12 protein-coding genes are annotated in these 13,355 nt (G+C 55.9%); 9 read left to right on the forward strand and 3 right to left on the reverse strand.

What is annotated here, in order from left to right; all coding sequences use genetic code 11:
* Window positions 1-2 precede the first annotated feature (2 nt).
* The gene (gene pbpG, locus CKO_RS02875; protein ID WP_012131638.1) at window positions 3-938 is read left to right on the forward strand and encodes a D-alanyl-D-alanine endopeptidase; all 936 of its coding nucleotides are present in this window, start codon (window positions 3-5) and stop codon (window positions 936-938) included.
* Window positions 939-1,049: 111 nt separating this feature from the next.
* On the opposite strand, the gene dld is transcribed toward pbpG, so the two are convergent.
* Window positions 1,050-2,780, reverse strand: coding sequence for a D-lactate dehydrogenase (gene dld / locus CKO_RS02880; RefSeq protein ID WP_024130181.1), 1,731 nt, complete (start codon window positions 2,778-2,780; stop codon window positions 1,050-1,052).
* Between the two features lie 251 nt (window positions 2,781-3,031).
* On the opposite strand from dld, the gene bglX reads away from it, so the two are divergent.
* The 5 genes from bglX (at window position 3,032) to CKO_RS02905 (ending at window position 9,285) form a co-directional block, all read left to right on the forward strand.
* Window positions 3,032-5,329 (forward strand): beta-glucosidase BglX, encoded by a 2,298-nt coding sequence (gene bglX / locus CKO_RS02885; protein WP_024130183.1) that lies wholly within the window; start codon window positions 3,032-3,034, stop codon window positions 5,327-5,329.
* Between the two features lie 201 nt (window positions 5,330-5,530).
* The gene (osmF, locus tag CKO_RS02890; protein WP_012131641.1) at window positions 5,531-6,448 is read left to right on the forward strand and encodes a glycine betaine ABC transporter substrate-binding protein OsmF; all 918 of its coding nucleotides are present in this window, start codon (window positions 5,531-5,533) and stop codon (window positions 6,446-6,448) included.
* Window positions 6,449-6,472: 24 nt separating this feature from the next.
* Window positions 6,473-7,630 carry an ABC transporter permease gene (locus CKO_RS02895; protein ID WP_048902379.1) on the forward strand — a complete coding sequence of 386 codons (1,158 nt, stop codon included), beginning with the start codon at window positions 6,473-6,475 and terminating at the stop codon, window positions 7,628-7,630.
* Window positions 7,623-8,570 carry an ABC transporter ATP-binding protein gene (locus tag CKO_RS02900; RefSeq protein WP_024130184.1) on the forward strand — a complete coding sequence of 316 codons (948 nt, stop codon included), beginning with the start codon at window positions 7,623-7,625 and terminating at the stop codon, window positions 8,568-8,570. The genes CKO_RS02895 and CKO_RS02900 overlap by 8 nt, the downstream gene beginning before the upstream one ends.
* A complete protein-coding gene (locus tag CKO_RS02905) occupies window positions 8,554-9,285 on the forward strand; it encodes an ABC transporter permease (RefSeq protein WP_012131644.1) in 732 nt (243 codons plus the stop codon). Before CKO_RS02900 ends, CKO_RS02905 begins: the two co-directional genes overlap by 17 nt.
* Here CKO_RS02905 and CKO_RS02910 read toward each other — a convergent pair.
* Both CKO_RS02910 and mlrA read right to left on the reverse strand, forming a co-directional pair.
* Window positions 9,266-9,373 (reverse strand): protein YohO, encoded by a 108-nt coding sequence (locus CKO_RS02910; RefSeq protein WP_047462533.1) that lies wholly within the window; start codon window positions 9,371-9,373, stop codon window positions 9,266-9,268. The two genes, CKO_RS02905 and CKO_RS02910, sit on opposite strands and share 20 nt — an antisense overlap.
* A gap of 109 nt (window positions 9,374-9,482) precedes the next feature.
* Window positions 9,483-10,214: an HTH-type transcriptional regulator MlrA gene (mlrA, locus tag CKO_RS02915; protein ID WP_012131645.1), complete on the reverse strand. Its 732-nt coding sequence runs from the start codon at window positions 10,212-10,214 to the stop codon at window positions 9,483-9,485.
* Between the two features lie 222 nt (window positions 10,215-10,436).
* Here mlrA and CKO_RS02920 point away from each other — a divergent pair, with 222 nt between their 5' ends.
* The 3 genes from CKO_RS02920 to CKO_RS02930 are packed head-to-tail and all read left to right on the forward strand — an operon-like array spanning window position 10,437 to window position 13,355.
* Complete coding sequence (locus CKO_RS02920) at window positions 10,437-12,122, forward strand: sensor histidine kinase (protein WP_012131646.1); 1,686 nt, start codon at window positions 10,437-10,439, stop codon at window positions 12,120-12,122.
* Entirely contained in the window at window positions 12,119-12,838 is a 720-nt protein-coding gene (gene btsR / locus CKO_RS02925) for a two-component system response regulator BtsR (RefSeq protein WP_012131647.1), read from the forward strand. The genes CKO_RS02920 and btsR overlap by 4 nt, the downstream gene beginning before the upstream one ends.
* Window positions 12,839-12,884: 46 nt before the next feature.
* Complete coding sequence (locus CKO_RS02930; RefSeq protein ID WP_012131648.1) at window positions 12,885-13,355, forward strand: YehS family protein; 471 nt, start codon at window positions 12,885-12,887, stop codon at window positions 13,353-13,355.

Below are 13,355 nucleotides of genomic sequence, written 5' to 3' on the forward strand. Positions count from 1 at the left end.
TCATGCTGAAATTCCGAGTTTCATTATTTAGCCTTGCCCTGATGCTGGCTGTCCCTTTTGCGCCACACGCTGTGGCGAAAACCGCGGCTGCCGCCGTAGCGTCTCAACCGGAAATTGCTTCTGGAAGCGCGATGATTGTTGATCTGAACACCAACAAAGTGATCTATTCGAACCACCCGGATCTTGTGCGTCCGATTGCGTCGATCACCAAATTAATGACGGCGATGGTGGTGCTTGATGCGCGACTGCCGCTGGATGAGAAACTGAAAGTCGATATCAGCCAGACGCCGGAAATGAAAGGCGTTTACTCACGCGTGCGTCTGAACAGTGAAATCAGCCGTAAAAATATGTTGCTGCTGGCGCTGATGTCTTCGGAAAACCGGGCGGCGGCAAGCCTGGCGCATCATTATCCGGGTGGCTATAACGCTTTTATTAAAGCGATGAATGCTAAAGCCAAAGCGTTGGGCATGACCCATACCCGTTTTGTGGAGCCGACGGGACTGTCGATTCATAACGTATCGACCGCCCGTGACCTGACGAAACTGCTGATTGCCAGCAAGCAGTATCCGCTGATTGGTCAGTTAAGCACCACGCGTGAGGATATGGCGACCTTTGCAAACCCGGCGTACACCTTGCCGTTTCGCAATACGAATCATCTGGTGTACCGCGATAACTGGAATATTCAGTTGACCAAGACCGGGTTTACCAACGCTGCGGGTCATTGCCTGGTGATGCGCACGATGATCAACAACAAACCGGTGGCGTTAGTGGTGATGGATGCTTTTGGCAAATATACCCATTTTGCCGATGCCAGCCGTTTACGCACCTGGATTGAAACCGGCAAAGCGATGCCCGTTCCGGCCGCCGCGTTGAGTTACAAAAAGCAGAAAGCCGCGCAGATGGCCGCAGCAGGCGAGCAGACCGCGCAAAACGATTGAATTTTTTGATATGTGCCTGAATCCGGCCTACAGTTTGTAGGCCGGATAAGGCGCTTGCGCCGCCATCCGGCACGATATTTAAAACAGCTCCATCGCTGTAAATACGAGAAATCAATGCGTCTCGTCGGACGCCGCTTCTTTCCAGAATTTCAGCTTACTTGTTTTACCAATACCCGGATTCATGCTGTTGGTGGGGTCATTTTCACGATAAAAACGCGCCAGCGTCTCCGGCGCTTTGTACAAATGACCAACGTTATGCTCTGCCGGATATTGCGCGCCGCGCTGGCGCAGCAGTTCCAGCATTTGCTCTTTCAGCGCATGGGCATCGACGCCTTTCTTCACGATGTAATCCTGATGGAAGACATAGCACATGAAATGACCGTAATAGAGTTTATGCACCAGCTGGCTGTCAATTTCCGGCGGCAGATGCTCATACCATTCGGTGTCGTTACGCCGTAAGGCGATATCCAGTGCGAGAATATCCTCCACCTCATCGGCATGCACCGCCTGATAACGGATCGCCGCGCCTGCCGCGGCAAAACGGTGCAGGAACGCTTTGCTGCCTTCCTCCGGGGTACAGGCAAAGAAATCGCCCTCGGCGGTTTTGAAAAACTCGGTCAGCCAGCTTTGTGCTTCCGCCACCCCGTCTCCCGCCATTTTTAACAGCAGATGATGCTCATATTTGTCGCGCCAGCTTTTCATGCGCGGCGGCAGATGGTTAGGGAATAAATGGCCGAACTTCTGCATCGCGCGGTCAGTGAAATGCGGGCGGAAGATTTTTACCTTTTCCAGCATCGCGTCGGTACGGCCTTTGAGCGTAAAGAAGAACGGCATTTTGTCGGTGCCGAGCTTGTCGATCATCAGGAACGTATCTTTGCCATATTTCTCCGCGATGTCGTAAATATCGCGGTGCATATATTCACCGGCAACCGGCAGGTTGTCGAACTTCGCCAGGATATGACGACGAATCTCGGTCAGCACGTCGGGCTGATTGGTGCCGATGTAAAAGACCTGCTGGTTTTTTTCCGCCTCGAAAGTGTCCAGCCGCACGGCGAACACCGCCAGCTTACCCGCGCAGCCGGAGGATTCGAACAGGCGATCCGGGTCAGCGTTATAGCGGGCAGGGGTATCGGCCTCAATGTCCCTGACGCGAGTCACGTAATCGTAATCGTGGGCGTGGCGGCCATCGTGGCGCACATCTTCATCTTTGATGCGTTCATCATCGAGTGTGCTGAGGATCTGTTCCGGGGTCTGGCCCAGTTCGATGCCCAGATGGTTCACCAGCTGTAATTTGCCCTGTTCATCAATGCGCGCGAACAGCGACATTTCGGTATACGCCGGGCCGCGTTGTACCAGCGACCCGCCGGAGTTATTGCAAATGCCGCCAATAACTGACGCGCCGATACAGGAGGAACCGATAACCGAGTGCGGTTCGCGACCAAAAGGTTTAAGCGCTTTTTCCAGTGAGTACAGCGTGGTGCCTGGGTATGCCAGCACCTGTTCGCCTTTACTGAGGACGTGCAGCTTGTCGAGGCGTAGCGTGCTGATGATGACAATTTCGCGATCGTAATCGTTGCCGTTCGGCGTGGAACCTTCAGTCAGGCCGGTATTGGCGGCCTGCATCAGAATGATTTTATCGGCGTTTACGCAGGCGTTCAGTACGCGCCACAATTCCAGCAGCGAGCCGGGGAAGACCACGGCCAGCGCTTCGCCCTGACCGGAACGGAACCCCTTGCGGTAGCGGGCGGTTTTTGCAGGATCGGTGAGCAGGTGCGAATGACCCACCAGACGGGTGAGCTCATTAAGAAAGGCTTTATTATCTGTCGTTGTAATGGAAGACATTCTCCACTCCTTGTGGTGGGACAAACTATCGGAACTAAGCATAGCGCTTTGTATGACAATACGCTTTCTCATGCAACTTGTCTCGGTGCAGGCTTAGCGTATTCCTGATCCTCCTCCCTGCGCAGGGGACGTTAAAAAAATCAGAGAATAACCTTAGCTTTCTTCTCCTCTCCCGATTAGGCTTATGGCAAACTGCGGTTTTTGTTATATTTTTGCTGCCACGTCGGGCTAAAGAAAAAGAGAGAATCAAGATGAAATGGCTATGTTCTGTAGGTGTTGCGGTAAGCCTTGCGTTGCAGCCAGCGCTGGCGGAAGCGTTGTCTGGCAACCATCCGCTGACGCCTGAAGCTCGGGATGCGTTTGTCACTGAATTGCTCACGAAAATGACCGTCGATGAAAAAATCGGTCAGCTGCGTTTGATAAGCGTTGGGCCCGACAACCCGAAAGAAGCCATCCGGGAGATGATCAAAAACGGGCAGGTCGGGGCGATTTTTAACACCGTCACCCGCCAGGATATCCGAAAAATGCAGGATCAGGTGATGGAACTGAGCCGCCTGAAAATCCCTCTCTTTTTCGCCTATGACGTGCTGCACGGGCAGCGTACCGTTTTCCCTATCAGCCTTGGCCTGGCCTCCTCGTTTAATCTGGAGGCGGTAAAAACCGTGGGTCGCGTCTCGGCGTATGAGGCGGCTGACGATGGCCTGAACATGACCTGGGCGCCGATGGTGGATGTGTCCCGCGATCCGCGCTGGGGACGCGCGTCGGAAGGCTTTGGTGAAGATACGTATCTGACGGCGATTATGGGCAAAACGATGGTCGAGGCGATGCAGGGTAAAAGCCCGGCGGATCGCTATTCGGTGATGACCAGCGTGAAACATTTCGCCGCCTATGGCGCGGTTGAGGGCGGGAAGGAATACAACACCGTCGATATGAGCCCGCAGCGCCTGTTCAACGACTATATGCCGCCGTATAAAGCCGGGCTGGACGCGGGCAGCGGCGCGGTGATGGTGGCGCTCAACTCACTGAACGGCACGCCTGCGACGTCAGATTCGTGGCTGTTGAAAGAGGTGCTGCGCGACGAGTGGGGCTTTAAAGGCATCACCGTTTCCGATCACGGCGCGATCAAAGAGCTGATTAAACACGGCACGGCATCCGACCCGGAAGACGCGGTGCGCGTGGCGCTCAAGTCCGGCATCAACATGAGTATGAGCGATGAGTATTACAGCAAATACCTGCCGGGGCTGGTCAAATCAGGCAAAGTAACGATGGCGGAGCTGGACGATGCCGCGCGCCATGTGCTGAACGTGAAATATGACATGGGGTTGTTTAACGATCCGTACAGCCACCTGGGCGCAAAAGAGTCCGATCCGCAGGACACGAACGCTGAGAGCCGCCTGCATCGCAAAGACGCGCGCGACGTTGCGCGCGAAAGTCTGGTGCTGCTGAAGAACCGTCTGGAAACGCTGCCGTTGAATAAATCCGGCACCATTGCGGTGGTGGGGCCGCTGGCCGACAGTCAGCGTGATGTGATGGGAAGCTGGTCTGCCGCTGGCGTCGCCAGCCAGTCCGTTACGGTGCTGACGGGGATTAAAAACGCGCTGGGCGACAAAGGCAAAGTGATATACGCCAAAGGGGCGAATGTCACTAATGACAAAGGCATTGTTGATTTCCTCAATCAGTATGAGGAGGCGGTGAAAGTTGCCCCTCGTTCGCCAGAAGCGATGATTGACGAGGCCGTTAATGCCGCGAAACAGTCCGATGTGGTTGTGGCCGTTGTCGGGGAAGCGCAGGGTATGGCGCATGAGGCTTCCAGCCGCACCGACATTCAGATCCCGCAAAGCCAGCGCGATCTGATCGCGGCGTTGAAGGCGACGGGTAAACCGTTGGTGCTGGTGCTGATGAACGGTCGTCCGCTGGCGCTGGTGAAAGAAGATCAGCAGGCTGACGCCATTCTGGAAACCTGGTTTGCCGGTACGGAAGGCGGTAACGCCATTGCTGACGTTCTGTTCGGCGACTATAACCCGTCGGGTAAACTGCCGATGTCCTTCCCGCGCTCTGTCGGGCAGATCCCGGTTTACTACAGCCATCTCAACACCGGTCGTCCGTATAACGCCGACAAGCCGAACAAGTACACCTCCCGCTACTTTGACGAGGCGAATGGCCCGCTGTATCCGTTTGGTTATGGTCTGAGCTACACCACGTTTACCGTTTCCGATGTGACGCTCTCTGCGCCCACCATGAAGCGCGATGGCGCGGTAACGGCCAGCGTGCGGGTGACGAATACCGGCAAGCGCGAGGGGGCGACGGTAATCCAGATGTATTTGCAAGATGTCACGGCATCCATGAGTCGTCCGGTAAAACAGCTGAAAGGCTTTGAGAAGGTAACGCTGAAGCCGGGAGAAACGCAGACCGTTAGCTTCCCGATTGATATTGAGGCGCTGAAATTCTGGAACCAGCGCATGAAGTATGACGCGGAGCCCGGCAAGTTTAACGTCTTTATTGGCGTCGATTCCGCCCGTGTGAAGCAGGGCGAGTTTGAACTGCTGTAGCCACGCGCCATGCCTGTCAGCTCCGTAGGCCGGATAAGACGCGTTAGCGTCGCCATCCGGCACCGGTGCGCCTGATTGCCGGATGGCGCTTGCGCTTATCCGGCCTGTGAATTGCTTCTGCCTTTTGTCGCTCTGCTATTTTTCAACTATGCTTTTTCCTCAAGTCTCTGAAAAGGGATGTAAAAGAATGAGGAAAGCAGCATGACAATTTCAAAAACAGGGGCGGGGGCGCTGCTGCTGTTAGCGGCGGTCAGCCTGCCGTTGCAGGCCGCATCACCCGTAACGGTCGGATCAAAAATCGATACGGAAGGCGCCTTGCTTGGCAACCTGATTTTACAGGTGCTGGAAAGCCACGGCGTTAAAACGGTGAATAAAGTGCAACTGGGTACAACCCCGGTAGTACGCGGCGCGATTACCTCCGGCGAGCTGGATATTTACCCGGAATATACCGGAAACGGCGCATTCTTCTTTAAAGACGAAAACGATCCGGCATGGAAAAACGCACAGGCGGGGTTTGAAAAAGTCAAAAAACTGGATGCTGAGCAGAACAAGCTGGTCTGGTTAACGCCAGCGCCTGCAAACAATACCTGGACGATTGCGGTACGCCAGGATGTTGCGGAAAAGAATAAACTGGTTTCGCTTGCGGATCTCGGACGCTATCTGAAAGAGGGCGGAACGTTCAAGCTGGCCGCCTCCGCCGAGTTTATTGAACGCGCCGATGCGCTGCCTGCCTTTGAAAAAGCCTACGATTTTAAACTGAATCAGAACCAGTTGCTGTCGCTGGCTGGCGGCGATACGGCGGTGACCATTAAAGCGGCCGCTCAGCAAACGTCCGGCGTAAACGCGGCAATGGCCTATGGCACCGACGGCCCGGTTGCGGCGCTGGGGCTGCAAACACTGAGCGATCCGCAAGGCGTTCAGCCTATCTATGCGCCTGCTCCGGTGGTTCGTGAGTCGGTGCTAAAAGAATATCCGCAGATGGCGGAATGGTTGCAGCCGGTCTTTGCCAGCCTGGATGAAAAAACGCTGCAACAGTTGAATGCCAGTATCGCCGTTGAAGGGCTGGATGCGAAAAAAGTCGCGGCAGATTACCTGAAGCAAAAAGGCTGGGTGAAGTAACACATTTTGTATCAGGTCAGTAAGGTGTCAAAAGTCAGTCTTAACCGTGTGTTGCTGCTGTTGGTGATCCTGACGGGGGTTGCCGCCGCGCTGCCTTTCGTCAACTACGCCCCCAATCGCCTGGTGTCAGGGGAGGGACGTCAGATCTGGGATATCTGGCCGGGTTCGGTTTCTCTGCTGGCGGGCGCCGGGTGCGCATTGCTGGTCTTGTGTTTTGTCCCTGGAAAAAAGGGCAGCGTGCTGACGCTTGTGCTGGCGCAGGCGCTGGTGATCGCCATGCTCTGGAGCGTGGGGAAAGCGGCAACGCATCTGGCGCAGGCCGGCAGCCCGCTAGCGCGCACCAGCCTGGGGAGCGGCCTGTGGCTGGGTCTTGGGCTTACCCTGCTGGCCTGTAGCGATGCCATTCGCCGTATCACCACCCAACCGCTCTGGCGCTGGCTTCTGCATGCGCAAATTGCGCTCTTACCGCTGGCGCTGCTGCTCACCGGCGCATTCAACGATCTCTCTTTACTCAAAGAGTACGCTAACCGGCAGGATATTTTTGATAATGCGCTGGTTCAGCACCTGACGCTGCTGGCGGGAACCGTGTTGCCCGCGTTGCTGATTGGCGTACCGCTGGGCATCTGGTGCTCGTTTGCAACGGCGCGGCAGGGGCCGGTCTTTGCCGTTCTGAATGTTATCCAGACCATCCCTTCCGTTGCGCTGTTTGGCCTGCTGATTGCCCCGCTTGCCGGGCTGGTGAAGGCGTGGCCCTGGCTGGGAACGCTTGGCGTGGCGGGAACCGGGTTAACGCCCGCCCTGATTGCGCTGGTGCTCTATGCGTTACTGCCGCTGGTGCGCGGCGTGGTTGCCGGGCTTAACCAGGTACCGCGAGACGTGCTGGAAAGCGCGCGGGCGATGGGGATGAGCGCTTCTCAACGCTTTATCCATGTACAACTGCCGCTGGCGTTGCCGGTTTTTTTACGCAGCCTGCGCGTGGTTATGGTGCAAACGGTGGGGATGGCGGTCATCGCCGCCCTGATTGGGGCGGGAGGGTTTGGCGCCCTGGTCTTTCAGGGACTGCTCAGCAGCGCCGTTGATCTGGTTCTGCTGGGGGTGATCCCGGTCATTGCGCTGGCCGTGCTGATCGACGCGCTGTTTGATTTATGGATCGCACTCCTGAAGGTAACGAATGATGATTGAATTTAGCCATGTCAGCAAAACCTTCGGTGCGCAGAAGGCCGTCAACGACCTCAATCTGCATTTTCGCGAAGGCAGCTTTTCAGTGCTGATTGGCACATCGGGGTCGGGAAAATCCACCACGCTGAAGATGATTAACCGCCTGGTGGAGCATGACAGCGGGGTGATCCGTTTTGCCGGGGAAGAGATCCGCAGCTTGCCGGTGCTGGAACTGCGTCGTCGCATGGGGTACGCCATCCAGTCGATCGGCCTTTTCCCGCACTGGACGGTGGCGCAAAACATTGCCACCGTACCGCAACTGCAAAAGTGGTCGCGCTCGCGTATTGATGACCGCACGGAAGAACTGATGGCGCTGCTGGGGCTGGACGTGAATTTGCGTCACCGTTATCCGCACCAGCTCTCTGGCGGGCAACAGCAGCGCGTTGGGGTGGCCCGCGCGCTGGCTGCCGATCCGCAGGTATTGCTGATGGATGAGCCGTTTGGCGCGCTGGACCCGGTGACGCGCGGGGCGCTTCAGCAGGAGATGACCCGTATTCACCGACTGCTTGGCCGCACCATCGTGCTGGTGACGCACGATATCGACGAGGCGCTGCGTCTGGCGGAGCATCTGGTGCTGATGGATGGCGGCGAAGTGGTACAGCAGGGCACGCCGCTGGAAATGCTGACCGCGCCGGCGAATGATTTTGTGCAGGCGTTTTTTGGGCGCAGCGAACTGGGCGTGCGGCTGCTGTCGCTGCGCAGCGTGGGGGATTATGTGCGTCGCCATGAGCAAGTGGGCGGTGACGCGCTGGCGGAAGAGATGACGCTGCGCGATGCGCTGTCTGTCTTTGTGGCGCGAGGGTGCGACGTATTGCCGGTGGTGGATCAGCAGGGCACTCCCTGCGGGACGCTCCATTTTCGCGATCTGCTTTCGGAGGCGCTGCCCGGTGAAACGACTGTCTGATCCGCTGTTCTGGCTTATTGTCGCTTTTCTGGCGCTGCTTGCGGGGCTGCCGTACAGCCAGGCGGTGTTTGGCGCGCTGTTTCCACAGTTACCACGACCGGTTTACCAGCAAGAAAGCTTTATGGCGCTGGCGCTGGCCCATTTCTGGCTGGTGGGCGTGTCAAGCCTGATTGCTGTGGCGGTTGGCGTCGGGGCGGGGATTGCGGTCACTCGCTCATGGGGGGCAGAGTTTCGCCCGCTGGTGGAAACCATCGCCGCCGTCGGGCAGACCTTTCCGCCGGTCGCGGTGCTGGCGATAGCCGTTCCGGTGATGGGGTTTGGTCAGGAGCCAGCCATTATCGCGCTGATCCTCTACGGGGTTTTGCCGATATTGCAGGCTACGCTCGCCGGGCTGGGGGCGATTCCCGCCAGCGTCATGAGCGTGGCGCGCGGGATGGGGATGAGCCGGGGACAGCAGCTGTGGAAAGTCGAGCTGCCGCTGGCCGCGCCGGTGATTCTGGCGGGGATTCGCACCTCGGTAATCATCAATATTGGGACTGCGACGATCGCCTCGACGGTGGGCGCCAGCACGCTCGGCACGCCGATTATCATCGGGCTGAGCGGCTTTAACACCGCCTATGTGATTCAGGGGGCTTTACTGGTCGCGCTGGCGGCGATCATTGTCGATCGCCTGTTCGAGCGTCTGGTGCTGCGCCTTAACCGGCACGTAAAATAAACGTATAGCCAGCGAGCATCACGCCGCCGATACCGCCGATAGCCATCAGCAGGAAGAGGGTAATCACACCGATTTTAGCTGCGCGCATTGTGCACTCCTTATGTTAACAAAAGGATTGTACCGTAAAGCACGTTTGTTAATGAATCATTAAATGCGCAGAATGTCTGATTACGCATTGGTGCAGCCATCCGGTAAGGCTACAGGCCCAGCGGGTAAATATCGTGCCCCTGCGCGCGCCAGGCATTGAGTTGCTGCTGCTGCGCGGGCGTTTGCGTCTCGCCGCACCAGATAAGCAGCGTCCTGCCGTCAAACAGCTCCGGGCGAAGCTGGTTCAGCGAGTGAGCCAGCACATCGACGCGCCATCCTTGCTGGCTGGCGACCCAGCCTTCCAGCCACAGCCGGGTGGTATCGTGAATATTCCAGCCGACCACCAGCGCGTCTTTCCCCTGTTTTTTGCGCGCGGAGGCAAGACAAATCGCAATGTAATTGATCAAGATGCCGTCAAGGATGCCGAGCAGCGCCTGGAGAGTGGGTTGCTGGCACTGTAAGCGTCGTCGCAGAGGAGTAAACAGGTGCGTGGTGAGCGTCTGGGCGGGGTAATCCTGCCCACGTTCTTTAATCCATAGCCTGAGGCTATGCAGATTGTTGCTTTGCAAATAGTGCAGCAGCGTCTCCTGCTGTTCGCGCCAGCCGTTTTGTACATCGATGTTATCGTTGCTGAGCAGCACTTTGACCTTACTGACCTGCACGCCGTTATCAATCCAGCGTTTAATCTCCCGAATCCTGTCGATATCGGCGTCATTAAACAGGCGGTGCCCCCCGTCTGTTCGCTGGGGCTTTAATAATCCGTAACGCCTCTGCCACGCACGTAACGTGACAGGGTTGATATCACAAAGCAAAGCCACTTCACCTATTGTGTAAAGCGCCATCGTTTCACCCTTGCTCGCGAGGTCCCAGTTTTACTTTAGACGCTCTTTTACGAACCAGGTAGTTTTGTCTGTTTTTTAATCAGTGCGCGGGTGAGATTGTGGCCTGACGTGCGCTTTTAAGTGATCGTTCTCACGAATTCATGTTTTTTTGCAACAGTTCAAAGAAAGATAAGCGCAGCCAATGTATGTTACGCGTTTTTAAGAGATGTGTGGTTTGCGGGTATGTACGAGTTTAATCTGGTGTTGCTGCTGCTTCAGCAGATGTGCGTGTTTCTGGTCATTGCGTGGTTAATGAGTAAAACACGTTTATTCATCCCGTTAATGCAGGTTACCGTTCGCCTGCCGCATAAATTTCTCTGTTATATCGTCTTCTCTATTTTCTGCATTATGGGCACCTGGTTTGGGTTGCACATCGAAGATTCCATTGCCAATACCCGTGCGATTGGCGCCGTGATGGGCGGCTTGCTGGGCGGGCCTGTGGTCGGCGGCCTGGTCGGACTCACCGGCGGTTTACACCGTTATTCGATGGGCGGGATGACGGCGCTGAGCTGCATGATCTCCACCATTGTTGAAGGGTTGTTAGGCGGCCTGGTGCATAGCGTGCTGATCCGTCGCGGGCGCACCGATAAAGTTTTCAGCCCGTTAACGGCCGGGGCGATTACCTTCGTCGCTGAACTGGTGCAAATGCTGATCATTTTGTTGATCGCCCGACCTTTTGAAGATGCATTGCATCTGGTAAGCAGTATTGCCGCGCCCATGATGGTGACTAACACCGTCGGAGCGGCGCTGTTTATGCGCATTTTGCTCGACAAACGCGCGATGTTTGAAAAATACACCTCGGCGTTTTCCGCCACCGCGCTGAAAGTGGCGGCCTCCACGGAGGGTATCCTTCGTCAGGGCTTTAACGAAGTGAACAGCATGAAGGTGGCCCAGGTGTTGTATCAGGAACTGGACATCGGCGCAGTGGCGATCACCGATCGCGATAAACTGCTGGCGTTTACCGGCATTGGCGACGATCACCACCTGCCGGGGAAACCTATTTCATCAAGCTACACGCTGAAAGCGATTGAGACCGGTGAGGTGGTGTATGCCGATGGTAACGAAGTGCCTTACCGCTGCTCGTTGCATCCGCAGTGCAAATTAGGCTCAACGCTGGTGATTCCGCTGCGCGGCGAAAACCAACGCGTGATGGGCACCATCAAACTGTATGAAGCCAAAAACCGGCTCTTTAGCTCCATCAACCGAACGCTGGGCGAGGGGATTGCGCAACTGCTGTCGGCGCAGATTCTGGCCGGGCAGTATGAACGCCAGAAAGCGCTGCTCACACAGTCGGAAATTAAACTTTTGCATGCGCAGGTGAATCCTCATTTTCTGTTTAACGCGCTTAACACCATTAAAGCGGTGGTGCGCCGCGACAGCGAACAGGCCAGCCAACTGGTGCAGTATCTCTCGACCTTCTTTCGCAAGAACTTAAAACGCCCCTCGGAGATTGTGACCCTTGCCGATGAAATTGAGCATGTGAATGCCTATTTGCAAATTGAGAAGGCGCGCTTCCAGGCGCGGTTGCAGGTGAATTTAAACGTGCCGGAGGAACTTTCGCACCAGCAACTGCCTGCGTTCACTCTGCAACCGATTGTGGAAAACGCCATTAAGCACGGCACGTCGCAACTGCTTGGCACTGGCGAAGTCTCCATTACGGCCAGACAGGACGGGCAGCACCTGATGCTGGACATTGAGGATAACGCCGGATTGTACCAGCCCACGACCAATGCCAGCGGCCTGGGGATGAACCTGGTGGATAAACGGCTGCGCGAACGCTTTGGCGATGATTACGGCATCAACGTGGCCTGCGAACCCGATCTCTTTACCCGGATAACCTTACGACTTCCCCTGGAGGAAAACGCATGATTAAAGTGCTGATTGTGGATGATGAGCCGTTAGCGCGGGAAAATCTGCGGATTCTGTTACAGGAACAAAGTGATATTGAGATTGTGGGTGAGTGCTCGAATGCGGTAGAGGCGATTGGCGCGGTGCATAAGCTGCACCCGGACGTGCTGTTTCTCGACATCCAGATGCCGCGCATCAGCGGGCTGGAAATGGTCGGGATGCTCGATCCAGAACATCGACCGTACATTGTTTTTCTGACCGCTTTTGACGAATACGCCATTAAAGCGTTTGAAGAGCACGCTTTTGACTATCTGCTTAAGCCCATTGAAGAGAAGCGGCTGGAGAAAACGTTGGCGCGTCTGCGACAGGAACGAAACATGCAGGACGTTTCGGTACTGCCGGAAAATCAACAAGCGTTGAAATTCATTCCCTGCACCGGACACAGCCGTATTTATCTGTTGCAAATGGATGACGTGGCGTTTGTCAGCAGCCGGATGAGCGGCGTGTACGTAACCAGCAGCGAGGGGAAGGAAGGGTTTACCGAATTGACGCTGCGAACGCTGGAGAGCCGCACGCCGTTATTGCGCTGCCATCGTCAGTATCTGGTGAATATGGCGCAGTTGCAGGAAATTCGGCTGGAGGATAATGGTCAGGCCGAGCTGATTTTGCGCAACGGTTTAACGGTTCCTGTCAGCCGTCGCTACCTGAAAAGTTTAAAAGAGGCGATTGGGCTGTAAAAGACTGCTAAAATGATTTTTTGCCTCATTAACACCCGAAGGCCCCATGCTGAGTAACGATATTCTGCGTAGCGTGCGCTACATCCTGAAAGCAAACAATAACGATCTGGTGCGCATTCTGGCGCTGGGTAATGCCGAAGCCACTGCGGAACAGATTGCTGTCTGGTTGCGTAAAGAAGAGGAAGAGGGCTTTCAACGTTGCCCGGATATCATCCTCTCTGCTTTCCTGAATGGGCTGATTTACGAAAAGCGTGGTAAAGATGAATCCGCGCCAGCGCTGGAGCCGGAGCGCCGCGTTAACAATAATATTGTGCTGAAAAAGCTGCGTATCGCGTTCTCGCTGAAAACCGACGATATTCTTGCGATTCTGACGGAGCAAAAATTCCGCGTCTCGATGCCGGAAATCACGGCGATGATGCGTGCCCCGGAGCATAAAAACTTCCGCGAGTGCGGCGATCAGTTCTTGCGTTATTTCCTGCGCGGGCTGGCGGCGCGTCAGCACGAGAAGAAAGCGTAA

This window comes from Citrobacter koseri ATCC BAA-895 (assembly GCF_000018045.1).
Classification (GTDB): Bacteria; Pseudomonadota; Gammaproteobacteria; order Enterobacterales; family Enterobacteriaceae; genus Citrobacter_B; species Citrobacter_B koseri.